The sequence below is a fragment of the Rhizobium sp. CNPSo 3670 genome, assembly GCF_057784555.1.
In genome coordinates this window covers 315,151-336,466 of sequence record NZ_JBXSOL010000001.1, presented here as the reverse complement: position 1 = coordinate 336,466, position 21,316 = coordinate 315,151, and the positions used below count along the sequence as shown (strand labels likewise).

The 21,316-nt window shown below is 61.1% G+C and carries 20 protein-coding genes, 1 tRNA gene and 1 pseudogene; 12 read left to right on the top strand and 10 right to left on the bottom strand.

Annotated elements, in window-relative coordinates; genetic code table 11:
• The 3 genes and pseudogenes from AC13QO_RS01695 to AC13QO_RS01685 all read right to left on the bottom strand — a co-directional run.
• Positions 1-367 (bottom strand): annotated as a pseudogene (locus tag AC13QO_RS01695) (hypothetical protein); the annotation flags it as partial.
• Positions 368-750: 383 nt separating this feature from the next.
• On the bottom strand, positions 751-2,232 hold the full coding sequence (locus AC13QO_RS01690; protein WP_488539744.1) for an NAD-dependent succinate-semialdehyde dehydrogenase: 1,482 nt from the start codon (positions 2,230-2,232) through the stop codon (positions 751-753).
• A 40-nt stretch (positions 2,233-2,272) separates the two neighbouring features.
• The gene (locus AC13QO_RS01685) at positions 2,273-3,553 is read right to left on the bottom strand and encodes a 4-aminobutyrate--2-oxoglutarate transaminase (RefSeq protein ID WP_488539743.1); all 1,281 of its coding nucleotides are present in this window, start codon (positions 3,551-3,553) and stop codon (positions 2,273-2,275) included.
• Positions 3,554-3,716: 163 nt separating this feature from the next.
• Between AC13QO_RS01685 and AC13QO_RS01680 the strand changes: the two genes are divergently transcribed.
• The 3 genes from AC13QO_RS01680 (at position 3,717) to AC13QO_RS01670 (ending at position 6,980) form a co-directional block, all read left to right on the top strand.
• Complete coding sequence (locus tag AC13QO_RS01680) at positions 3,717-4,526, top strand: MerR family transcriptional regulator (RefSeq protein WP_488539742.1); 810 nt, start codon at positions 3,717-3,719, stop codon at positions 4,524-4,526.
• Between the two features lie 84 nt (positions 4,527-4,610).
• On the top strand, positions 4,611-5,237 hold the full coding sequence (locus AC13QO_RS01675; protein WP_285192094.1) for a ribonuclease D: 627 nt from the start codon (positions 4,611-4,613) through the stop codon (positions 5,235-5,237).
• Positions 5,238-5,462: 225 nt separating this feature from the next.
• A complete protein-coding gene (locus tag AC13QO_RS01670; protein ID WP_488539741.1) occupies positions 5,463-6,980 on the top strand; it encodes a hypothetical protein in 1,518 nt (505 codons plus the stop codon).
• Between the two features lie 77 nt (positions 6,981-7,057).
• Here the strand turns inward: AC13QO_RS01670 and rpsA are convergent, their stop codons facing one another.
• Positions 7,058-8,761, bottom strand: a complete 1,704-nt coding sequence (gene rpsA, locus AC13QO_RS01665) for a 30S ribosomal protein S1 (RefSeq protein ID WP_221113867.1) — start codon at positions 8,759-8,761, stop codon at positions 7,058-7,060.
• A gap of 175 nt (positions 8,762-8,936) precedes the next feature.
• Positions 8,937-9,584 carry a (d)CMP kinase gene (gene cmk, locus AC13QO_RS01660; protein ID WP_221113868.1) on the bottom strand — a complete coding sequence of 216 codons (648 nt, stop codon included), beginning with the start codon at positions 9,582-9,584 and terminating at the stop codon, positions 8,937-8,939.
• Between the two features lie 387 nt (positions 9,585-9,971).
• On the opposite strand from cmk, the gene AC13QO_RS01655 reads away from it, so the two are divergent.
• The 3 genes from AC13QO_RS01655 to AC13QO_RS01645 all read left to right on the top strand — a co-directional run bounded on the left by AC13QO_RS01655 (position 9,972) and on the right by AC13QO_RS01645 (position 10,944).
• On the top strand, positions 9,972-10,355 hold the full coding sequence (locus AC13QO_RS01655; RefSeq protein ID WP_085776500.1) for a TIGR02300 family protein: 384 nt from the start codon (positions 9,972-9,974) through the stop codon (positions 10,353-10,355).
• A gap of 148 nt (positions 10,356-10,503) precedes the next feature.
• Positions 10,504-10,579 (top strand) — tRNA-Ala (locus tag AC13QO_RS01650).
• A 101-nt stretch (positions 10,580-10,680) separates the two neighbouring features.
• On the top strand, positions 10,681-10,944 hold the full coding sequence (locus tag AC13QO_RS01645; RefSeq protein WP_285192090.1) for a GIY-YIG nuclease family protein: 264 nt from the start codon (positions 10,681-10,683) through the stop codon (positions 10,942-10,944).
• A gap of 157 nt (positions 10,945-11,101) precedes the next feature.
• Here the strand turns inward: AC13QO_RS01645 and AC13QO_RS01640 are convergent, their stop codons facing one another.
• Positions 11,102-11,338 carry a DUF2798 domain-containing protein gene (locus AC13QO_RS01640; protein WP_488539740.1) on the bottom strand — a complete coding sequence of 79 codons (237 nt, stop codon included), beginning with the start codon at positions 11,336-11,338 and terminating at the stop codon, positions 11,102-11,104.
• A gap of 230 nt (positions 11,339-11,568) precedes the next feature.
• Here AC13QO_RS01640 and AC13QO_RS01635 point away from each other — a divergent pair, with 230 nt between their 5' ends.
• Positions 11,569-12,285, top strand: coding sequence for a YoaK family protein (locus AC13QO_RS01635; protein ID WP_488539739.1), 717 nt, complete (start codon positions 11,569-11,571; stop codon positions 12,283-12,285).
• 76 nt (positions 12,286-12,361) lie between these two features.
• Complete coding sequence (locus tag AC13QO_RS01630; RefSeq protein WP_488539738.1) at positions 12,362-13,150, top strand: YdcF family protein; 789 nt, start codon at positions 12,362-12,364, stop codon at positions 13,148-13,150.
• A gap of 2 nt (positions 13,151-13,152) precedes the next feature.
• On the opposite strand, the gene AC13QO_RS01625 is transcribed toward AC13QO_RS01630, so the two are convergent.
• Positions 13,153-13,626, bottom strand: coding sequence for a hypothetical protein (locus AC13QO_RS01625; RefSeq protein ID WP_097600460.1), 474 nt, complete (start codon positions 13,624-13,626; stop codon positions 13,153-13,155).
• A gap of 178 nt (positions 13,627-13,804) precedes the next feature.
• Here AC13QO_RS01625 and AC13QO_RS01620 point away from each other — a divergent pair, with 178 nt between their 5' ends.
• Positions 13,805-14,440 carry a trimeric intracellular cation channel family protein gene (locus AC13QO_RS01620; RefSeq protein WP_064805816.1) on the top strand — a complete coding sequence of 212 codons (636 nt, stop codon included), beginning with the start codon at positions 13,805-13,807 and terminating at the stop codon, positions 14,438-14,440.
• Between the two features lie 15 nt (positions 14,441-14,455).
• Here AC13QO_RS01620 and irrA read toward each other — a convergent pair whose 3' ends face one another.
• Entirely contained in the window at positions 14,456-14,875 is a 420-nt protein-coding gene (gene irrA / locus AC13QO_RS01615) for an iron response transcriptional regulator IrrA (protein WP_488539737.1), read from the bottom strand.
• Positions 14,876-15,176: 301 nt separating this feature from the next.
• Here irrA and fabA point away from each other — a divergent pair, with 301 nt between their 5' ends.
• The 3 genes from fabA to fabI are packed head-to-tail and all read left to right on the top strand — an operon-like array spanning position 15,177 to position 17,782.
• Positions 15,177-15,692, top strand: a complete 516-nt coding sequence (gene fabA, locus AC13QO_RS01610) for a 3-hydroxyacyl-[acyl-carrier-protein] dehydratase FabA (RefSeq protein WP_488539736.1) — start codon at positions 15,177-15,179, stop codon at positions 15,690-15,692.
• Positions 15,693-15,735: 43 nt separating this feature from the next.
• Positions 15,736-16,971 carry a beta-ketoacyl-ACP synthase I gene (gene fabB / locus AC13QO_RS01605; protein WP_488539735.1) on the top strand — a complete coding sequence of 412 codons (1,236 nt, stop codon included), beginning with the start codon at positions 15,736-15,738 and terminating at the stop codon, positions 16,969-16,971.
• Between the two features lie 4 nt (positions 16,972-16,975).
• Complete coding sequence (gene fabI, locus AC13QO_RS01600) at positions 16,976-17,782, top strand: enoyl-ACP reductase FabI (RefSeq protein ID WP_285192084.1); 807 nt, start codon at positions 16,976-16,978, stop codon at positions 17,780-17,782.
• 91 nt (positions 17,783-17,873) lie between these two features.
• Here the strand turns inward: fabI and AC13QO_RS01595 are convergent, their stop codons facing one another.
• Both AC13QO_RS01595 and pnp read right to left on the bottom strand, forming a co-directional pair.
• Entirely contained in the window at positions 17,874-18,890 is a 1,017-nt protein-coding gene (locus tag AC13QO_RS01595) for a class I SAM-dependent methyltransferase (RefSeq protein ID WP_488539734.1), read from the bottom strand.
• 74 nt (positions 18,891-18,964) lie between these two features.
• Entirely contained in the window at positions 18,965-21,103 is a 2,139-nt protein-coding gene (gene pnp / locus AC13QO_RS01590) for a polyribonucleotide nucleotidyltransferase (protein WP_011423507.1), read from the bottom strand.
• Between the last annotated feature and the right edge of the window lie 213 nt (positions 21,104-21,316).

The following is a 21,316-nucleotide window of genomic DNA, read 5'->3' as shown; positions in this document are numbered from 1 at the left end:
GCCCATTCCAATGTTCTTTTGGAATGGCGGCGAAAGGTTCCACCTCGGAAACTAGGTGTCCCCATACCGGCGCTTCAACGTCTTTGGCGGACGCCCAAATATCGCACCATCCTTGTTCAGCTAAGAACAGCTCTAAGAGCCTTGCCCGTTGACCTTGCCACGTCTTCTGGGCAGCGATTTCGTCCAATTGCATCGAAAAAGTTTTGCGCCAGTAATCCCACAGTGAGAGGCCTGACTTTCCTACAAGGCCCGCAGCGGCTTCATACATTCCTTTTGGTAAAGGCGGCTTCATCATGTTTTGCCTGGTCAGCCGGTGCAGGTCCGCCGATGTGAGCGGACGCTTAAGTAAACGCTTTAAAATCGTCATGGCGCATCCACGGGTAGAGCTACTTCCGATAGCCTTGGATCGCGCGCGAAAAAATGTCCATGTCGGCTAGCTGTTTTCCCATAATAAACTGAGAAGGGAGATCACGCTTGGAGCAACTGTCGTCAGCCCGTGGCAACCGCAGGCGGCACTTTGAGAACGTGAAACACTGCCGGATACGCACTATTGGCACCGGCGCCTTCGGCCAGGTCAATCCCGGTCCGCTTAGAGACGCGCCAGCAACAGAGCCTCTTCGACACAGAGAGGCTCAAGTACGCGGTCGGGATACCCGGCCGGAGATCGACCGGCTTCCACACGAAAACCAGCATGCCGGCCGTGTTCCTCGCTACCGGCACCTACCCTGGTCAAGGATCGAGGCTGGCCGATCAGACGCCGCCAATGCAGAGATATTTCATCTCCAGATAATCGTCGGCGCCGTGGCGGGAGCCCTCGCGGCCGAGGCCGGATTGCTTGATGCCGCCGAAAGGCGCTGTCTCGGACGACATCAGGCCGGTATTGATGCCGATCATGCCATATTCCAGCGCCTCCGCCACGCGCCAGACCTTCTTAAGGTCGCCGGCATAGAAATAGGCGGCCAGGCCGAATTCCGTTTCGTTGGCCTGAGCAATGACGTCCTCGGCCGTCTCGAAGCGGAAGAGCGGCGCTACCGGCCCGAAGGTTTCCTCGCGCGCCACCGTCATACCGCGGGTCACGCCGGTCAGCACTGTCGGCGCAAAGAAGGTGCCGGTGCCGTCGAGGCGCTTGCCGCCGGTCAGAACATTGGCGCCCTTGGCAAGCGCGTCGCCGACATGGTCCTCCACCTTGGCGAGCCCCTGCTCGTCGATCAGCGGCCCGATCTCGACACCCGGCTTGAACCCGTCGCCAACCGACATTGCGGCGACTTCGGCGGCGAGCTTGGCGGCAAAGGCGTCATAGACGTTTGATTGGATATAGAGGCGGTTGGCGCAGACGCAGGTCTGGCCGGCATTACGATATTTCGAAGCGATCGCGCCCTCGACGGCAGCGTCGAGATCAGCATCATCAAAGACGATGAACGGCGCATTGCCGCCGAGCTCCAGGCTCACCTTCTTGATCTGGTCGGCGCATTGCCGCATCAGGATACGGCCGACCTCGGTCGAGCCGGTGAAGCTGATCTTGCGCACTTTTTCATTGCCGCAGAGCTCGCGGCCGATCGCCGGGCCATCGAGCCCGACAATGAGATTGAAGACGCCGGCGGGAATGCCGGCCTGTTCGGCGAGCACGGCAAGGGCAATCGCCGTCAGCGGCGTCTGCTCGGCCGGCTTCGACACGACAGTGCAGCCGACGGCAAGCGCCGGCGCGATCTTGCGGGCAATCATCGCCGCCGGGAAATTCCACGGCGTGATCGTGCCGACGACGCCGACCGGCTGCTTGATGACGATCATGCGTTTATCGTTGGAAGGCGCCGGGATCGTCTCCCCGTAAATGCGCTTGGCCTCTTCCGCATACCATTCGATATAGGCGGCGGCATAAAGGATCTCGCCGCGTGCTTCCGGGAAGGGCTTGCCCATTTCGGCCGTCAGGATCGCCGCGAGTTCGTCGGCATTGGCGACGATCAGGTCGAACCATTTGCGCAGGATGACGCTGCGCTCCTTGGCCGGGCGGGCAGCCCAGGCCGGCTGGGCGGCATGGGCCGCATCGATCGCCGTTCGCGTTTCGGCTGCGCCCATATCGGGCAGGGAGGCGAGCAGCTCGCCGGTTGCCGGGTTGAGCACGTCGAAAGTTCCAGCAGCATTGCCTGATGTCCAGACGCCGTTGATGTAGCCGGCGTCGCGAAGCAAGGGAGAAGAGAAAGGAACGTGCTTTGTCAATGCGGTCGTGAAAGCCATGTCATATCCTCATTGGGGATTGAGTGCGGTTCCGATGCGGTCACTTGCCCGTGCTTGCTTCCAGCATTGACGTCTCGAGAATGTCGAGCGCCTCGCCAAAGACCTCGTCCTGAATGGTGATCGGCGCGAGGAAGCGGATGACGTTGCCATGGACGCCGCAGGTGAGCAGGATCAGCCCCTTGTCGAGCGCTGTCAGCCGCACCTTGTTGGCGAAGTCAGCACTCGGCAATCCCGTCGTCCGGTCATTGAATTCGACGGCGTTCATGAAGCCAGGTCCGCGAATATCGGCAATCTCCGGCACCTTCTCGCGCAAGGATTCAAGCCGCTGCTTCAGCCGTCCGCCGAGCTGGCTGGCGCGACTGCAGAGGTCTTCGTCCGCGATGACGTCGAGGACGGCATGGGCGGCTGCGATGCCGAGCGGGTTGCCGCCGTATGTGCCGCCGAGCCCGCCCGGTCCCGGCGCGTCCATGACTTCGGCGCGGCCGGTGACGGCAGCAAGTGGGAAGCCGCCGGCAAGGCTTTTCGCCATCGTCGTCAGGTCGGCGGCCACCTCGTGATGTTCCATCGCGAACATTCTGCCGGTGCGGGCAAAACCGGTCTGCACCTCGTCAGCGATCAAGAGGATGCCGTGCTGGTCGCAGAGTTCGCGCAGTGCTTTCATGAAGGCTACGGGCGCCGGATAGAATCCGCCTTCGCCCTGCACCGGCTCGAGGATAATGGCGGCGACGCGCTGCGGATCGACATCGGCGGCGAAGAGTTTCTTCAGCGCTGCGAGCGATTGGTCGACGGAGACGCCGTGAAGTTCTACCGGGAAAGGAACATGGAACACGTCGCCGGACATCGCGCCGAAGCCGACCTTGTAGGGCACGACCTTGCCGGTCAGCGCCATGCCCATGAAGGTGCGGCCATGGAAACCGCCGCTGAAGGCGATGACGGCCGAGCGGCCGGTTGCCGCGCGTGCGATCTTGACGGCATTCTCGACCGCCTCGGCGCCAGTGGTGACGAAGATCGTCTTCTTCTGGAAATTGCCGGGCAACAGCGCGTTCAACCGTTCGGCAAGGCTGACGTAGTTCTCGTAGGGCACGACCTGATGGCAGGTGTGGGTAAAGTGGTCGAGTTGCTCCTTGACGGCTGCGATAACCCTGGGATGGCGGTGACCGGTGTTGAGCACGGCGATGCCGGCGGCGAAATCGATATAGCGGCGGCCCTCCTTGTCCCAGATTTCGGCATTCTCTGCGCGGTCCGCATAGATCTGGGTGGTCATGCCGACACCGCGCGAAATCGCGGCATTCTTCCGGTCGGTAAGGTGTGTCGCGGTCATCGATCTGCTCCCGTTTGACGTTTTTGGATTTATCTTACATAAGTTCTGTAAGATGCTCTGGAAATTCCTACATTTTTTCTGCAAGAAAACAAGCGGCATTTTTTGCTTCAAACATCACGCGATTTGATGAATGCTCGCGCAACGAGAATCGGGGTATTGGCTGATGAGTGACAACGGGCCTGTGCGCTACAAGGTGGCGGAGGCCGCGCGGCTGGCGGGCGTCTCCCCCTCGACGTTGCGCCTCTGGGAAAGCCAGGGTCTGGTCGTTCCCGGCCGCTCCGAAACCGGCCATCGCCAATACAGCGCCGAAGACGTGGCGCGGCTGAAGCGCATCTCCTGGTATCGGGCCGAGCGCGGTCTCAATCCCGCCGCCATTCGCGAGGCGCTGGAGAGCGAGGAACCTTCCGCCGACGGTGCCGAACCCGGCCAGGATTCCGGCCTCGGCCGTAAATTGCGGAGCCTCCGCCACGCCGCGGGCAAAACGCTTGATCAGGTCGCCGGTGATATCGGCATCACCGCTTCGACGCTCTCGACGCTGGAGCGCACCTCGCAAGGCGTCGGATTCAAGACGCTTCACGACCTCGCCGAATATTACGCCACCACCGTCTCCCGCCTCTCCGGCGCGGAAAGCGAGGAGGTGCCGGCAGTGATACGCGCCGGCGAGTGGCGCACCTGGCCGGAAACGACCCCCGGAGTCACGGTGCAGCTGCTTGCCGAAGGTCGAAGGATGATGGATTGCCACCGTTTCGTGCTGGCGCCCGGCGCCGCCAGCGAGGGCGCCTATCGCCACGAAGGCGAGGAATTCATGCATGTCCTGTCCGGCCGGCTGGAACTCGTGCTCGACAGCGACCAGTTCTTCGATCTCGGCCCGGGCGATTCACTGTATTTCGAAAGCCGCCGCTACCATTCCTGGCGCAACCGCCACGATGGCGAAACCGTGCTCCTCTGGATCAACACGCCGCCGACATTCTGAACCAGCCGCAGCAGGAAGCAGTTTCGCAATGTGTGCCTTTGCGCTATAGCGCGAGTGGAGAATATCCGAACGAAAGACAGTCTCATGGCCGCCACCATCCGTTATCACGAAGGCGATATTTCCGCGACCGATGCGGCCCGCTATACCGGCGCGATCGCGATCGATACCGAGACGCTGGGCCTGGTGCCGCGGCGGGATCGTCTCTGCGTCGTCCAGCTTTCTCCGGGCGACGGCACCGCCGACATCATCCGCATTGCCGCCGGCCAGACAGAGGCCCCCAATCTCGTCGCTCTGCTCGAAGATCCCACGCACCAGAAGATCTTTCATTACGGCCGCTTCGATATCGCCGTGCTCTTCCATACTTTCGGCGTCACGACGAACCCGGTGTTCTGCACCAAGATCGCCTCGCGCCTCTGCCGCACCTACACCGATCGCCACGGCCTCAAGGACAATCTCAAGGAGATGCTCGATGTCGACGTCTCCAAGGCGCAGCAATCTTCCGATTGGGCGGCCGAGACACTGTCGCCGGCCCAGCTCGAATATGCCGCATCCGACGTGCTTTATCTGCACGCACTTCGCGACAAGCTGACGGCCCGCCTGATCCGCGACGGCCGCTTCGACCACGCTACGGCCTGCTTCGCATTCCTGCCGACCCGCGCCAAGCTCGACCTTCTCGGCTGGGAAGAGGCCGATATCTTCGCTCACAGCTAAGCGAATTGCCGTCAGTCTCCACTGTCCGCAGCCGCGGATGAACTTATCCGCGGGCGTTAGCGATTGGTTAATCTCTGTTTCTTAATATTCGATTTAATTTTTAGGCATTCGATGGCGCCGCTTGCGTCATGCGGACAGGAGGATCTGCTCGGGATGCAAGGGACCGGATGAGCGCGGTCCTTTCATAGAGCCTGCTTTCATCGTCACTTTACGAAAGGGCATGCCATGTTGACCCCCGTTCGTGCAGCGTCCAATGCAAGCTTTTCATCTCAGGGCCAGACTGCGGCGATCGTTGCCGGCGGTCTTGAGCGTTCGGTGATTGCCCCCGCGCCCGTCAACGCGGTCGAAGCCGCCGACCTGAATTCCGCCATTGCCGGCAAGCTCAATATCCTGCTCCTTGCGGCACGCGAGCGTATGGTCGAAGCCCTTTTCGATGTCATCGATGCGGCCGGCCGTTCCATTTCCCTCGATCGCCGTGGAGACGAGACCAATCTGGCCTTCGCCTCTCGGCTTGCCGACGCCATTCAGCGGCTGCCGGCCGCCAGAATCGATGAGGTCGAACGCCAGCTGAACGAGCAAGGTCACAACCTGCCGCTCCGGATGATCGCCGAAGCCCTGAAGAACCCGGCGGGGCCTGAGGCGGCGCGTATCATCGCCTATCTGGAAATGGTGCGTTACAAGGATCGCGATCTTGCCGCCCGTGCCGTTGTCCGCTCCTATGGTCAGAACGACGCGTCGCCGATGCGTGCCGAAGCCCGGCCCGAGATCCAGCTGCATGAAGACAGCCTGCCCGCCACGATCCGCCAGCCGGCGGAAAAGCGAACCGAACCAGCCGGCAAATTGTTCGAGACCGCCCTGCTTGCGGCAACCGAGGAAGCGGTGACCGCCGCAACCGTGGAAGCCGCTGATCCTGAAATTTCGCAGCCTGAAAACCGGATTCACTCCGCTTCGGCGACAAAAGCAGAGGTTGCCCCGAAGGTCGAAGCTAGGCAATCGGGGCCGGCGGAGCCAGGTGACGACACGGCCGAGGTGACGCAGCTGCCGGTCATTCAGCCTCGCGCAACGTCGGAAAAAGCCGATCCTGTCATTCCCCGGAACTGGACGGGAATCGTCGCCTCGATGACCGAAGAGGTCTCCGAGATGATCGTCACCATCATCCGCGAGCAGGACTTGGAAAACGTGATGGGGGATGGTGCTGTCGAGGCGGCGGTGGAGGTGGATGCCATTCTCGACGAGGCCATCATCAGCGAAGCGAAGGAGACCTTGACGAGACAGCCGCCAGATCTGGCCGCCGGCGCTCGACAGTCCGCAACGCCTCACCCGTCGCCGATGGAAACCGGGGCCACGGCTGTGGTCCTCCGACAGCCGAAAGAAATTGCCGCACAGCCGCGACCGATGCCGCTTCCCGAGATGGCCGAGGCCTCCTATGTGCCGCTCGCGGCCAGGGTGCCGGAGGGCTTTGCCTATGCCCAGCTGCCCTATCAGTTCGCCAAGGATACGCCGTCGAACGAAAACGCCGGTGAAACGAGTCACCAGCATCACCATCACCAGGACGGTGCGCCGCAGGACGAGCAGCAGGCGAAATCCGGCTGTGAGGATGCCGAGCCCGATGCTGACGGGGCGGAAGCGGCACCCGAGCGCAGGACGCCGAGGATGATCGATGCCGAGCCGTCGGCGTATCGGCCCGACACGGCAGCCGATCCGGTCTACGCGCTCTATCAGCGCATGGTCGGCTGGGAATAGCGGTTTTCATTACCTGAAAATAGAAAACCCGCCGGATCGCTCCGGCGGGTTCCATATTTCAGACGTGACTGCGGGGCTTATTCGCCGCCGCGGTTCTTCAGGGCTGCGCCCAGGATGTCGCCGAGCGAAGCGCCCGAGTCGGACGAACCGAACTGAGCGACGGCTTCCTTCTCTTCCGCAATCTCCAGAGCCTTGATGGACAGCATGATCTTGCGGTCCTTCTTGGAGAAGTTGGTGACGCGGGCGTCGACGATCTGGCCGACCGAGAAGCGCTCAGGGCGCTGCTCGTCGCGGTCGCGGGCGAGATCGGCGCGACGGATGAAGGAAGTGATATCCTCGTGATTGACGAGCTTCACTTCGATGCCGCCGTCGTTGATGGCGATGACTTCGCAGGAAACAACGGCGTTCTTGCGTAGGTCGCCCGAAGCTGCTGCTTCACCAACCGAGTCCTTGCCGAGCTGCTTGATGCCGAGCGAGATGCGTTCCTTCTCGACATCGACGTCGAGAACGACAGCCTTGACGACGTCACCCTTGTTGTACTCCTCGATGACCTGCTCGCCCGGACGATTCCAGTCGAGGTCGGAGAGGTGCACCATGCCGTCGACATCGCCGTCGAGGCCGATGAACAGGCCGAATTCGGTCTTGTTCTTGACTTCGCCTTCGACTTCAGTGCCGGCCGGATGGCTGCGGGCGAATGCTGCCCACGGGTTTTCCAGCGTCTGCTTGAGGCCGAGCGAAATACGGCGCTTGGACGGATCGACTTCGAGAACGACGACTTCGACTTCCTGGCTCGTGGACAGGATCTTGCCGGGGTGAACGTTCTTCTTGGTCCAGGACATTTCCGAGATGTGGATCAGGCCTTCGATGCCCGGCTCCAGCTCGACGAACGCACCGTAATCGGTAATGTTCGTGACGGTACCGGAAATCTTCTTGCCTTCCGGATATTTCGCCTGGATGCCATCCCACGGATCGCTCTCGAGCTGCTTCATGCCGAGCGAGATGCGGTGGGTTTCCTGGTTGATACGGATGATCTGAACCTTGACCTGCTGGCCGATGTTCAGGATTTCCGACGGATGGTTCACACGGCGCCATGCCATGTCGGTGACGTGCAGCAGGCCGTCGATGCCGCCGAGGTCGACGAACGCACCGTAATCGGTGATGTTCTTGACGACGCCGTCAACAACCTGGCCTTCTTCGAGGTTCTGAACGATTTCAGAACGCTGCTCGGCACGGGACTCTTCGAGAACCGTACGGCGCGAAACCACGATGTTGCCGCGGCGCTTGTCCATCTTGAGGATTTCGAAGGGCTGCGGGTTGTGCATCAGCGGCGTGACGTCGCGGATCGGGCGGATGTCGACCTGCGAACGCGGCAGGAAGGCGATCGCGCCGTCGAGGTCGACGGTGAAGCCGCCCTTGACCTGGTTGAAGATCACGCCTTCGACGCGCTCGCCGGCTTCGAACTTGGCTTCGAGCTTGATCCAGCTTTCTTCGCGGCGAGCCTTCTCGCGCGACAGAACGGCTTCACCAAGCGCGTTTTCGATGCGCTCGACATAGACTTCGACTTCGTCGCCGACCTTCAGCGAACCGTCCTTGGCGCGTGCGCCGAATTCCTTGAGCGCGATGCGGCCTTCGACCTTGAGGCCGACGTCGACAACGGCGACATCCTTTTCGATGCCCGTGACGATACCCTTGGTGACATAGCCTTCAGCCAGATCGTTCTTGGCAAAGGACTCTTCGAGAAGGGCCGCGAAATCCTCGCGAGAGGGAGTTGCTACTGACATAAAATCTCCTGCGTGGCCTTCGATAGCTTCAAGGCCCACGTATGCGCCGGTTGGTTCGAGTTGAATGGGCCTGAACCCAGTCCGCCCTCTTTCACGAAGGCAATCCGGCGCTTGGACGGAATTTCAGGCTGCATTAAAGCGATCCATGCGTCTGAGCATGCAAAATCGCTTGAATTTAGGCATTTCGGCTCAAGACCGCATCGATGATCGATTGAGCGGCTTGGAACGCGGCCTCTATACTCATTTCCGACGTATCAAGCAAGTGCGCATCATCGGCTGGTTTCAAAGGGCTGTCGGCCCGTCCCATGTCGCGTTCGTCGCGCCGCTTGACGTCCTCGAAAATCGCATCGAAATCCGCCGTCGCCCCCTTGCCGAGGATCTCATCGTAACGCCGTCTGGCGCGCACCTCCGGCGACGCCGTCACATAGAGCTTGACCGGCGCATCCGGGCATACGACCGTGCCGATATCGCGTCCGTCGAGCACCGTGCCCGGCGTCTTTGCCGCAAACCGACGCTGCGCCTCGACCAGGGCCCGGCGCACCGCCGGCATGACAGCGATTTTCGAGGCGGCTTCGCCGATCTCGTGTCGGGAAAGTATATCGCGATCCAGCCCGGCAAGTTCAACCTCCCGCGCGATCTTTTCCGCCACCGCCTCGTCGTCGAGCGGCAGGCCGGCATCGAGCAGCGCCTTGGCGGTCGCGCGGTAAGTCAGGCCCGTGTCGAGATGGTGAAAGCCGTATCGTGCAGCGATAAGACGCGAAAGCGTCCCCTTGCCGGCCGCCGCCGGACCGTCAATGGCGATGGTGAAACTCTTTGTAGCCATGGGGATCAATCCTGCAATGATGCGCCGCGAGGCGCCGAAGGGGTCATCCTGCGCGGATGCGGCTGGAACAGCTGGAAGCTGGCGGCGGGCTGCGGCGCAGAGCCATGCATCGCGTAATCCTCTGTAACTGCAGCGCATTTCTTCTGAAGCGTCGGCCTGGCCGGCTGCTGCCTTCGTCCGCTTCTTCTACCGCCGCGGCTCGTTACCACAAACGCCGTCAGCGGTCATCCGCCAGCCGGCGAAAACGGCCGCACGGAGATGATAAAGTTTGGCTTTGACATGGGAAGCCACAGCGATTAAGGGGACCGGCTTATAAATTCCGATGGAACGCCGGCTTGCACGGCATTTTGCCGAATCGCGGATTCGGCCATTCTCACGAGGCTTATAGTGGCGAAAGCGGAACTTGGAACCAAGCGCACCGATCCGGAAACCGGCAAGAAGTTTTATGATCTGAACCGGGATCCGATCGTTTCCCCTTATACCGGCAAGTCCTATCCCCTGTCCTTCTTCGAGGAAACCTCGGCGATCGCTGATGTTGCCGAAGAAGACGAGGTCGCGGAAGTCGATACCGAAAACACCGAAGTCGAACTGGTTTCGCTCGAGGATGCCGATGACGCCGCCGGCGGCGACGACATCCCTGATATCGGCGATGACGATGTCGAAATCGAAGGCGACGACGATGACGACACCTTCCTCACGCCTGACGAAGACGACGATGACGACGACATGAGCGACATCATCGGCGTGACCGGCGACGAAGACGAAGTCTGATCGGACAAATGCCGGCCCGGATGACAAAAAATTTCCGGGTCGGATTTTTTAGGCTTGCCATCTGCGAAAACCGCAAGTAAGAAGCCGCCACTCCAGAGGAAACGCCCTCCGGAGCATCCCAGGACCGGCCACGCCGGACCGCCTTGATGGGGCTATAGCTCAGCTGGGAGAGCGCTTGCATGGCATGCAAGAGGTCAGCGGTTCGATCCCGCTTAGCTCCACCACGCTTCGCCCTTACGGGCTTCGCGTGGCGCAGCCGCGAGGAACCGTTAGGCCGAAGCAGTGCCCGGCATAGCCCGAAGGGCGACGACGGGCTGAAACGCTGATGTGGTATGTCTATATTCTCCGAAGCGCCGATTTTCCCGATCAGGAATACACCGGGTGTACCACAGATCTGAAGCAGCGCCTTTTGGCTCATAATTCCGGCAAATCCGCCCATACCGCGAAGTTCGCACCATGGAAGTTGCTCTGGTATTGCGCCTTTCCTGACAAGCACAAAGCTCTTGAATTCGAAAAATACTTGAAATCGCATTCCGGCAGGGCTTTTGCCGGCAAGAGATTAGTCCAGCCGAACGTGAATTCAAACTGATTCGCCAACCGGAAGATTGACTCCCAATATGCGCCGGCGCGTGGGAAAACCGAAAGCCGGGCCACGCGATATGCATGGCGCATTCGCAAAGAAAAGACTTTAACCCAGCCCGCCAACTCCGGCAGACCGCCCCCACAGCCTGCCGGCGTCTTTCGTCTCAAGCCTCCACGATCGCTGCCGTCAACCGCTTCACCACCGGCAGCACCAGGAGCAGCACGGGAAAGGCGATTGCCCAAGAGAGAGCCCACGCGGATGGCCACATGGCAAGTGCAGCCATGGTGAGGCCTTGTGCTCTGACGATGCTGATCGCCGAGACGATGGATGTCATCAGCAGCGAGAGGATGAGCGGCATGACGATTGAGTTGTAACGCTTGGGGAGTTTGCCTTTGGGCATTTTAATCTCCGTAAGATGCCGATCGAACAATCGCGCAGCGCCGACCGGCGGGTTGCGCGTTGATTGACGTAAACGCTTACGGAGCTTCGGTCTGAAGCGACGCCGTTTTATCGCCGAAAAAGTGCGGCCGTGCAAGCGCCCGTCTCGGCCAACCCTTTGCCAATTCCTCAAGAAGAGGACTTATCCTTCGTGCAAGAATCTCAGTGATTCGGCTTCAGGACCTTCGACCAATGACCAGAGCAAGACGCCGCCGTATCATTCGTACACGACGAACTCTGACCGGGCTCGCCCTCGTCGGTTCAATTTCGTTTCTGGCCGGCATGACCGATGCGACCGGGCTGCTGCTGACCGGCGATTTCGTCTCCTTCATGACAGGGAATACGACGCGCGCCGCACTCGCCTTGAGCCAGGGCAATCTTTATCATGCGGCGGTGCTGATCTCCGCCATTTTCATTTTCGTGCTCGGCAATGCGGCCGGCATCGTCATCGCCCATGTCTCCGAGCGGCGCATCTTCGTCGTGCTCGGCTGCGTCGGCGCCCTTCTGGCGCTTGCTTCGATGACGACGGCTGAGGGCCTGATGCTCGCGCGGTTCTACATGATCGTTTTATCCATGGGCATGGTGAATGCCGCCGTCGAACATATCGAAGGCCTGCCGATCGGCCTGACTTATGTGACAGGCGCACTGTCGCGTTTCGGCCGCGGCATCGGCCGCTGGATCATCGGCGATCGCCGTATCGAATGGACGATCCAGATCGTGCCCTGGGGCGGCATGGTGCTCGGCGCGATCGCCGGTGCGGTCCTGACGCGGCTGAGCGGCGCCCATGCCTTGTGGCTGGTCTCCATCTTTGCCATGGCTCTGGCGCTTGCCACCATGTTCATTCCCCGGCCGCTTCAGCGGCGCTTCAACCAGAAGCTCGCGCCGCACCACACGGGCGCCCTGCGCTAGAGATATGACCCGTCGCATTCCTGTTACCGTCGAATCGGATAGGAAGGACCGCCGCCGATCTTCAAGGGAGTAGGTCTTGTTCGTTCTTTCGAAGCTTGTCTGGATTCTTGCCCAGCCGCTGTCGCTGGCATTCATTCTTGTCTTCTTCGCCTTTGCCGCCAGCCTCCTGCGCTGGCGCAGCTTGAGCATTCTCAGCGCGATGGCTTCAGTCGTGATCCTCTTCGTCACGCTCTACACCACGGCCGGAAACCTTCTGATGCAGGATCTCGAAGAGCGGTTTCCAAAACCCGCAGCCGACCCTGATAGCCTGCAATGCATGATCGTGCTCGGCGGCGCCTTCGAAAACGAGGTGAATACGGCGCGCCACGGCATTGAATTCAACGCTGCGGCCGACCGCTTCGTCGAAGCCCTGCGGCTCGCACAGAAATTTCCGCAGTCGCGCATTCTGATCTCGGGCGGCGACGGCTCACTCTCAGGCATTTACGAAGGCGATGCGGCGGCATCCGAGCGCTTCTTCCCGCTCTTCGGCATCGCGAGGGATCGCCTGATCGAGGAGCGGCAATCGCGCACAACCTTCGAAAATGCCATCAATACCAAGGGATTCCTGACGAGCCAGGGGCTTTCCAATTGCCTGCTGATCACCTCGGGCTTCCATATGCCGCGTTCCGTCGGCATCTTCCGCAAGCTCGGCATCGACATCGTGCCCTGGCCGACCGATTACCGCACCGACGGGCGGGTGAGACCGGGCCTGGATTTCACCCAGCCGAACCTCAATGCCCAGAATATGGCAACGGCGATCCGCGAATGGTACGGCCTGGTCGGCTACTATCTCGCCGGCCGGACGGCGGAGCTTTATCCGCGCTAAGCTTATTTCTTCGAGATGGTAACGAATTTCGTGCCGCGCACACGCGCGGTCACGATGCAGGGATCGCCTTCGGTGCGGTCGCAGAAACGCGGATGCATCTTCATCGCCAGCACCATGTTGCCGAAGCGTTGGACGAAGTCGTAGCCGTAGATCTGCGCCGTCGCGATCATGAAATAACCGCCTTCTGCGACCTGCAGATAGAAGTTATAGGTGCAGCCGTCGTCGTTGCATTGCGGCCCCTTCTGCCCGTCGCAGGTCAGCTGGCCTTCATTGACCACGGCGTCGATCAGCCCGTCATTGTTGATGTCCTGCCGGGTGATGAAGCCGTCGGCGAATTCGGCCGCCTTGCACTGTTCCTGGAAATGCTTCTTCTCGTAGATCTCGGGATCGGAGATCAGCGATTGCTGGGCAAGCGCGGCAACCGGCATGGCAAGCAACAGGACGATGTTGAGAACGGCGAGCACCAGCGTTTTCACAAGCTTTCCTCTTTTGGACAAAGGCTCCGTAGTCCATGCATGCCGCCCAAAACTGTGCAGCAGTTTCCGGATAGTGACATGCATCGAATAAAGACCGATGCTTTATGGCCGCGCCGCCTTGCGCCGCCCTTGCCGCCATGGTTCTTTCCGGAAACTGTTCGCCGGTCTCGGGGTCCGCATGTCCTTGCTTGTCTATCTCGATTATGCTGGTATTGCGCTGTTTGCCGCGACAGGCGCGCTCGCCGCTTCGCGCAAGCAGCTCGATCTGATCGGCTTTCTGTTTTTCGCCATGGTGACGGGAACCGGCGGCGGCACGGTGCGCGACATCGTGCTCGGCCGCGTGCCGGTCTTCTGGGTATTGAACCCCGCCTATATCCTCGTCTGCTGCATCATGGGCGTGATTGTCTTCTTCACCGCCCACCTGCTGGAATCGCGTTATCGCCTGCTGATCTGGCTGGATGCGATCGGTCTTGCCGCCTATTGCGTGCTCGGCGCCGCCAAGGGCCTTGCCGCCACCGGCTCGCCGACCATCGCGATCGTCACCGGTACATTGACGGCAACCTTCGGCGGCATCCTGCGCGATTTGATGGCAAACGAGCCTTCGGTGCTGTTGCGGCCGGAAATCTATGTGACGGCGGCGCTGATCGGCGCCGGCGTGTTTACGCTCGCCAACGCTCTGGGGATGCCGCTCTATCTGGCTTCGGGCTGCGGTGTCGTGGCGGCCTTTGCTGTTCGCGGCGGCGCTCTTTGGTTCGGTTGGACCTTCCCGATCTACAAACATAAGCCCGGTCGGCATCCAGACGATGTGATGTGAATCTTTTAGGTGCCGTCAGCCTTGCTTGGGCCGCAGGCGGATCACCACGTCGACATGAGCGATCTCCATGCCTTCGGGCGGCTCCGGCAGATTGCCGATCGTCAGGTTGCTGACGGGAATGTCGAGCACCTCATTATGGCCTTCGATGAAGAAATGATGGTGGTCGGAAACATTGGTGTCGAAATAGGTCTTGGCGCTCTCGACGGCGAGAACGCGGATGAGACCGGCTTCGGTGAACTGGTGCAGCGTATTGTAGACGGTCGCCAGCGAAACCGGCACGCCGGCGGCAACCGCCTCCTCGTGCAGTTCCTCGACGGTCAAATGCCGGTCGCCCTTGGCAAACAGGAGGTCGCCGAGCGCGACGCGCTGGCGTGTAGGGCGCAGGCCCGCGCCGCGCAGCCTTACCTCTATTGCGATCGGGAGTGTACCCGTCATCAACACGAACTCCGATTATTCCTGCATAAAGCAATCATGTTTCTTCAAGCGGTATAACTTTTGCATCGGAGCCTTTCAATAGTTCAGTGGGGACAGGAGCCTGATAAACGCGGCAAAAACGGGCTTTTGATGCAAATAGGTCTGGTCGCAGCTCTGGCCTTCCTGTATGCGACCACCAAATAACGGCGTAAGCCTGGTCCAAACCGATGAATGAAGCTGCCTTGCTTGTGCTTCATTTTCTGAAGAACTTGGACTACACGTTCACATCCATCGGCTTCACGCGGGGGGAAAAAGAAATTTTATGACCACCAGACAGTCCAGCTTCTCGTATGAAGAACTCATCGCTTGCGCCCATGGCGAGCTGTTCGGACCCGGTAATGCGCAGCTGCCGCTTCCGCCCATGCTGATGGTTCACCGCATCACGGACATCTCCGAAACGGGCGGCGCCTTCGACAAGGGTTATCTCAGGGCCGAATACGACGTACGCCCCGACGACTGGTATTTTCCCTGCCATTTCGAAGGCAATCCGATTATGCCGGGCTGCCTCGGCCTCGACGGCATGTGGCAGCTGACCGGTTTCTTCCTGGGCTGGCTCGGCGAGGAAGGTCGCGGCATGGCGCTTTCAACCGGCGAAGTGAAATTCAAGGGCATGGTCCGGCCGCATACCAGGCTGATCGAATACGGCATCGACTTCAAGCGCGTCATGCGCGGTCGCCTCGTGCTCGGCACGGCCGACGGCTGGCTGAAGGCGGACGGCGAGACCATATACCAGGCGTCCGACCTTCGCGTCGGTCTATCGAAAGACAAGACCGCCTGACGGCATTTCGAGCGGCTGACGAAAACAACAAAGGTTTGATCAGATGAGACGGGTAGTTGTCACGGGTCTGGGTATCGTTTCCTCGATCGGAAGCGATGCGGCCGAAGTCACCGAATCCTTGCGCCAGGCAAAGTCGGGCATTTCCTTTTCCAACGATTTCGCCGAACACGGCTTCAAGTGTCAAGTCTGGGGCAGCCCGAAGCTCGGCCCGGCGGAACTTGCCGAACTGGTCGATCGCCGCGCCATGCGCTTCCTGTCGCAGGGCGGCGCCTGGAACCATGTCGCCATGAAGCAGGCGATCGCCGATTCCGGCCTCGAAGAGAAGGACTATGCCCAGAATGAGCGCACCGGCATCATCATGGGATCCGGCGGACCGTCCACGCGCACGCTGATCGAGGCGGCCGAGATCACCACCAAGAACAACAGCCCGAAGCGCATTGGTCCCTTCGCCGTGCCGAAGGCGATGTCCTCCACCGCTTCGGCCACACTTGCCACCTGGTTCAAGATCCACGGCGTCAATTATTCGATCTCGTCGGCCTGCTCGACCTCCGCCCATTGCATCGGCAACGCCACTGAGATGATCCAGTGGGGCAAGCAGGACGTGATGTTTGCCGGCGGCCACGAGGATCTCGACTGGACGATGTCCAATCTCTTCGATGCCATGGGCGCCATGTCCTCCAAATATAACGATACGCCCGAGACTGCCTCGCGCGCCTATGACGCCAACCGCGACGGTTTCGTCATCGCCGGCGGCGCCGGTGTGCTGGTGCTGGAGGAGCTGGAGCGCGCCAAGGCCCGCGGCGCCAAAATTTACGCCGAAATCGTCGGCTACGGCGCGACCTCCGATGGTTACGACATGGTCGCCCCCTCGGGCGAAGGCGCTATCCGCTGCATGCGCCAGGCGCTTTCCACCGTCAAAGGCGATGTTGACTATATCAACACTCACGGCACGTCTACTCCGGTCGGCGACAGCAAGGAAATCGGCGCCATCCGCGAGGTATTCGGCGGCGCCAAGATCCCGCATATCCAGTCGACCAAATCGCTGACCGGCCATTCGCTGGGTGCGGCCGGCGTGCAGGAATCGATCTATTCCCTGCTGATGATGCAGCAAGGCTTCATCGGCGAAAGCGCCCATATCACCGAGCTCGATCCCGAATTCGAAGGCGTGCCGATCGTGCGCAAGCGTATCGACGATGCGAAGATCGATATCGCTCTCTCCAATTCCTTCGGCTTCGGCGGGACGAACGCCACGCTCGTCTTCCAGCGCTACAACGGATAACAACATGACTGGAATCATGCAGGGTAAGCGCGGCCTCATCATGGGCGTCGCAAACAACCATTCGATTGCCTGGGGGATTTCAAAAGCGCTCGCCGCGCAGGGTGCGGACCTCGCCTTCACCTATCAGGGCGATGCGCTCGGCAAGCGCGTCCGGCCGCTGGCCGCCGAAGTCGGCTCGGATTTCGTGCTGCCTTGCGACGTCGAGGACATTGCGTCCGTCGATGCCGTCGTAGACGCACTCGGCGAGCGCTGGGGCAAGCTCGATTTTATCGTCCATGCCATCGGCTTCTCCGACAAGAACGAGCTGAAGGGCCTCTACGCCGATACGACGCGGGAGAATTTCAGCCGCACCATGGTCATCTCCTGCTTCTCCTTCACCGAGATCGCCAAGCGCTGCGCCCCGCTGATGGAAGGCAGTGGCGCGATGCTGACGCTGACCTATAACGGCTCGACGCGCGTCATTCCGAATTACAATGTCATGGGCGTCGCCAAGGCGGCGCTCGAGGCTTCGGTGCGTTATCTCGCTGCCGACTACGGCCCGCGCGGCATCCGCGTCAACGCAATTTCCGCGGGCCCGATCCGCACGCTTGCCGGCGCCGGCATATCGGACGCACGCGCGATCCTGTCCTGGAACCAGCGTAATGCGCCGCTGCGCAAGACCGTGACCATCGATCAGGTCGGCAGTTCGGCGCTCTACCTGCTCTCCGATCTCTCAGCCGGCGTCACCGGCGAAATCCACTTCGTCGATGCCGGCTTCAACATCACCTCGATGCCGACACTGGATGCCCTGCGTACGGCGGACGTGGAATAAACGCAGCTGATTGAAATTCGAAGGCCGGGCGCAGATCCTGCGCACGGCCTTTTTGTTTTCCCTGCAAGTCGGCTCAAATGCGGCTTGAGCCTTATTTCTTCGCCCACAGCACCTTGAAACGTGCATTGCGGCAGGTTTCGCCGCTTTCCCTGAAGTTCACCGCCAGAACCGGCTCATAGGGCAGGCCGCGATTGGCGACGAGCATCAGCCGGCCGCCGCCGCGAAGGGCGGAGGCGGCTGTCTTGATCATCGCCTGGCCAAGCGATGGCTCGGCCGCATGGCCCTCGTGGAAGGGCGGGTTCATGATCACGAGATCGTACTTGTCCTTGATCGGCTCGCCCGCCAGATCATGCCAGAAGAAGCGCACCGGCGCGTTCGGGCAGTTCTCCGCCAGATTATCCCGCGCGGCCTCCAGGGCCGCGTGATTGGCCTCGTAGAGGTCAAGGCGGGCCAGTCCGCGCGATCTCTGCGCCATCTCGACCGAGAGATAACCCCATCCGGCGCCGAAATCGGCAACGTCGCCGGCAAAATCCTGCGGCAGGCGCGAAGCGAGCAGTTCCGATCCGGCATCGATCCGGTCGTGCGAGAACATGCCGGCCGTCGCATGGAAGCGATTGTCGACGCGCACCGGCGCCTTTGCCAGTTTCGAGATGACGTCGTCGGCATTGGCCGGCCGGCCGAACCAGAAGGCGACGCCGTGATATTTCGGCATATGGTCGATGGCGAAGCCGAAACCTTCCATCCGCTTGCGCAACGGCTGGATGCCGTCTTCCTTGGCGCCGGCGACGACGATCAGCCCGCCGGCTTGCGTACGGGCGATTGCGGCGGCGAGGTTGGCCTCGTTCTCGCCCTTGTGCTTGGTGCAGAGCACGAGTGCTGCGTCATAATCCTCGCCGTTGATTTCAGGCGTCGCTTCGATCCGCTGCGCCAGCAGCTGGCGGTAGAGCGGCCGGAAGCCCTGGACGGCGCTGAGCGAGGCGGCGAAGCCTTCCGGCAGCGCAAACCCGGCTTCGGCGCCGAGGAAGAGCACACGCTCGCCTTCGCCGGGCGCCGCGATTGTGCCGCTGGCAAAGGGATGGAAAAGGGTCTTCAGCGTTTCGCGGCTCATGGATATCGTCTCATTTAGAATAGAAAAAGGGCGCGGAAGATTCCGCGCCCGGAATTGAAGCTGGCAGAGGCGGCTTATTCGGCCGCTTCTTCCTTCTTCTTCTCGTTCGGAATCTCCTGGCCAGTAGCCTGGTCGACGACCTTCATCGACAGGCGAACCTTGCCGCGTTCGTCGAAGCCGAGCAGCTTGACCCAGACCTTGTCGCCTTCCTTGACGACATCAGTCGTCTTGGCGACGCGCTCGGAAGCGAGCTGCGAGATGTGGACGAGGCCGTCGCGGGCGCCGAAGAAGTTGACGAAAGCGCCAAAGTCGGCGGTCTTGACGACAGTGCCTTCGTAGATCTGGCCGATTTCAGGCTCGGCGACGATCGAGTGGATCCACTTGCGGGCCGCTTCGATCTCCTTGCCGGAAGAGGAGGCGATCTTGACGGTGCCATCGTCCTCGATGTTGATCTTCGCGCCGGTCTTTTCGACGATTTCGCGGATGACCTTGCCACCGGAGCCGATGACTTCGCGGATCTTGTCGACCGGGATGTTCATGACTTCGATGCGCGGAGCGAATTCGCCGAGCTGGCCGCGGCTTTCGGTGATGGCCTTGGCCATTTCGCCGAGGATATGGGCGCGACCGCCCTTGGCCTGGCCGAGAGCGACCTTCATGATCTCTTCGGTGATGCCGGCGATCTTGATGTCCATCTGCAGCGAAGTGATGCCATCGGCCGTGCCGGCAACCTTGAAGTCCATGTCGCCGAGGTGGTCTTCATCACCGAGAATGTCGGAGAGGACGGCGAAGCGATCGCCCTCGAGGATCAGGCCCATGGCGATACCGGCAACCGGCTTGGCGAGCGGGACGCCTGCATCCATCAGCGCCAGCGACGTGCCGCAGACGGTTGCCATCGACGACGAGCCGTTGGATTCGGTGATCTCGGAAACCACGCGCAGCGTGTAGGGGAACTGCTCAGCCGACGGCAGCATCGGACGGATCGCGCGCCATGCGAGCTTGCCGTGGCCGATCTCGCGGCGACCTGGGGAGCCCATGCGCCCGGTCTCACCAACCGAGAAGGGGGGGAAGTTGTAATGGAGCAGGAAGCGCTCCTTGTACATGCCGGTCAGGCTGTCGACATACTGCTCATCTTCGCCGGTGCCGAGCGTGGCAACCACGATCGCCTGCGTTTCGCCGCGCGTGAAGAGCGCCGAACCGTGCGTGCGCGGCAGAAGGCCAACTTCGGAAACGATCGGACGAACGGTTTCAAGATCGCGGCCGTCGATGCGGCTCTTGGTATCCAGGATGTTCCAGCGGACGATCTTGGCCTGCAGGTGCTTGAAGATCGCGCCGACTTCCTCGGCCGTATACTTGGCTTCGCCTTCCTCGGGGAGGAAATGCGCCTTGACCTTTGCCTTGACGGCGTCGACGGCGGCGTAGCGATCGGCCTTCTGGGTGATCTTGTAAGCTTCGCGGAGTTCTGCTTCGAAATGCTTCAGCATCTCGCCTTCGAGCTCGGAATAGTCTTCCGGCTGGAAGTCGCGCGGCTCCTTCGCGGCGACTTCGGCGAGTTTGATGATCGCGTCGAGAACCGGCTGGAAGCCCTTGTGGCCGAACATGACGGCGCCGAGCATGACGTCTTCGGGCAGTTCCTTGGCTTCGGACTCGACCATCAGCACGGCGTCGTAGGTGCCGGCGACGACCAGGTCGAGGCTCGACTCATCCATCTCGTCGAGATGCGGGTTAAGAACATATTCGCCATTGATGTAGCCGACGCGCGCGCCGCCGACCGGGCCCATGAAAGGAACGCCCGAAAGCGTCAGCGCCGCCGAAGAGGCGATCATGGACAAGATGTCGGGATTGTTTTCAAGGTCGTGTTGGACGACGGTGACGACGACCTGCGTGTCGTTCTTGTAGCCTTCCGGGAAGAGCGGGCGGATTGGGCGGTCGATCAGGCGGGAGACGAGCGTTTCGTTTTCGCTCGGACGGCCTTCACGCTTGAAATAGCCGCCGGGAATCTTGCCGGCCGCGTAGGTCTTTTCCTGGTAGTTGACGGTCAGCGGAAAGAAGTCCTGCCCGGGCTTCGGCGCCTTGGCCGAGACGACGGTGGCAAGAACGACGGTCTCGCCATAAGTGGCGAGAACCGCACCGTCGGCCTGACGGGCGATCTTGCCGGTTTCGAGCTTCAACGGGCGGCCGGCCCACTCGATTTCCACTGTGTGTGTATCAAACATATCTTGTCCTTCAATGCGGGAGCACGCGCCATCGCCGATATCAGGGCGCAGCGCACAGTCGACCGCAATCAATGTGACGTATCACGGGCAAGACAACGGGAGGCTTTTCATCGGCAGTTTCCCGAACTTGAGAGTTCCTGAGAAACTTGGGCCAAAGCCTGGAGAGCTTTGGCCGAAAGCATCCGGCAATCCTGCCCCATGACAGGTCAGCGG

What these genes read in the sequence shown, in the direction of transcription:
- rpsA (WP_221113867.1), bottom strand. Translation starts at nt 8,761, where the DNA reads ATGTCAGTAGCAACTCCCTCTCGCGAGGATTTCGCGGCCCTTCTCGAA.
- AC13QO_RS01640 (WP_488539740.1), bottom strand. Translation starts at nt 11,338, where the DNA reads ATGCCCAAAGGCAAACTCCCCAAGCGTTACAACTCAATCGTCATGCCG.
- irrA (WP_488539737.1), bottom strand. Translation starts at nt 14,875, where the DNA reads ATGACGGGTACACTCCCGATCGCAATAGAGGTAAGGCTGCGCGGCGCG.
- AC13QO_RS01685 (WP_488539743.1), bottom strand. Translation starts at nt 3,553, where the DNA reads ATGACCGCGACACACCTTACCGACCGGAAGAATGCCGCGATTTCGCGC.
- AC13QO_RS01680 (WP_488539742.1), top strand. Translation starts at nt 3,717, where the DNA reads ATGAGTGACAACGGGCCTGTGCGCTACAAGGTGGCGGAGGCCGCGCGG.
- AC13QO_RS01690 (WP_488539744.1), bottom strand. Translation starts at nt 2,232, where the DNA reads ATGGCTTTCACGACCGCATTGACAAAGCACGTTCCTTTCTCTTCTCCC.
- AC13QO_RS01635 (WP_488539739.1), top strand. Translation starts at nt 11,569, where the DNA reads ATGACCAGAGCAAGACGCCGCCGTATCATTCGTACACGACGAACTCTG.
- AC13QO_RS01670 (WP_488539741.1), top strand. Translation starts at nt 5,463, where the DNA reads ATGTTGACCCCCGTTCGTGCAGCGTCCAATGCAAGCTTTTCATCTCAG.
- pnp (WP_011423507.1), bottom strand. Translation starts at nt 21,103, where the DNA reads ATGTTTGATACACACACAGTGGAAATCGAGTGGGCCGGCCGCCCGTTG.
- AC13QO_RS01595 (WP_488539734.1), bottom strand. Translation starts at nt 18,890, where the DNA reads ATGAGCCGCGAAACGCTGAAGACCCTTTTCCATCCCTTTGCCAGCGGC.
- AC13QO_RS01645 (WP_285192090.1), top strand. Translation starts at nt 10,681, where the DNA reads ATGTGGTATGTCTATATTCTCCGAAGCGCCGATTTTCCCGATCAGGAA.
- fabI (WP_285192084.1), top strand. Translation starts at nt 16,976, where the DNA reads ATGACTGGAATCATGCAGGGTAAGCGCGGCCTCATCATGGGCGTCGCA.
- cmk (WP_221113868.1), bottom strand. Translation starts at nt 9,584, where the DNA reads ATGGCTACAAAGAGTTTCACCATCGCCATTGACGGTCCGGCGGCGGCC.
- AC13QO_RS01620 (WP_064805816.1), top strand. Translation starts at nt 13,805, where the DNA reads ATGTCCTTGCTTGTCTATCTCGATTATGCTGGTATTGCGCTGTTTGCC.
- fabB (WP_488539735.1), top strand. Translation starts at nt 15,736, where the DNA reads ATGAGACGGGTAGTTGTCACGGGTCTGGGTATCGTTTCCTCGATCGGA.
- AC13QO_RS01675 (WP_285192094.1), top strand. Translation starts at nt 4,611, where the DNA reads ATGGCCGCCACCATCCGTTATCACGAAGGCGATATTTCCGCGACCGAT.
- fabA (WP_488539736.1), top strand. Translation starts at nt 15,177, where the DNA reads ATGACCACCAGACAGTCCAGCTTCTCGTATGAAGAACTCATCGCTTGC.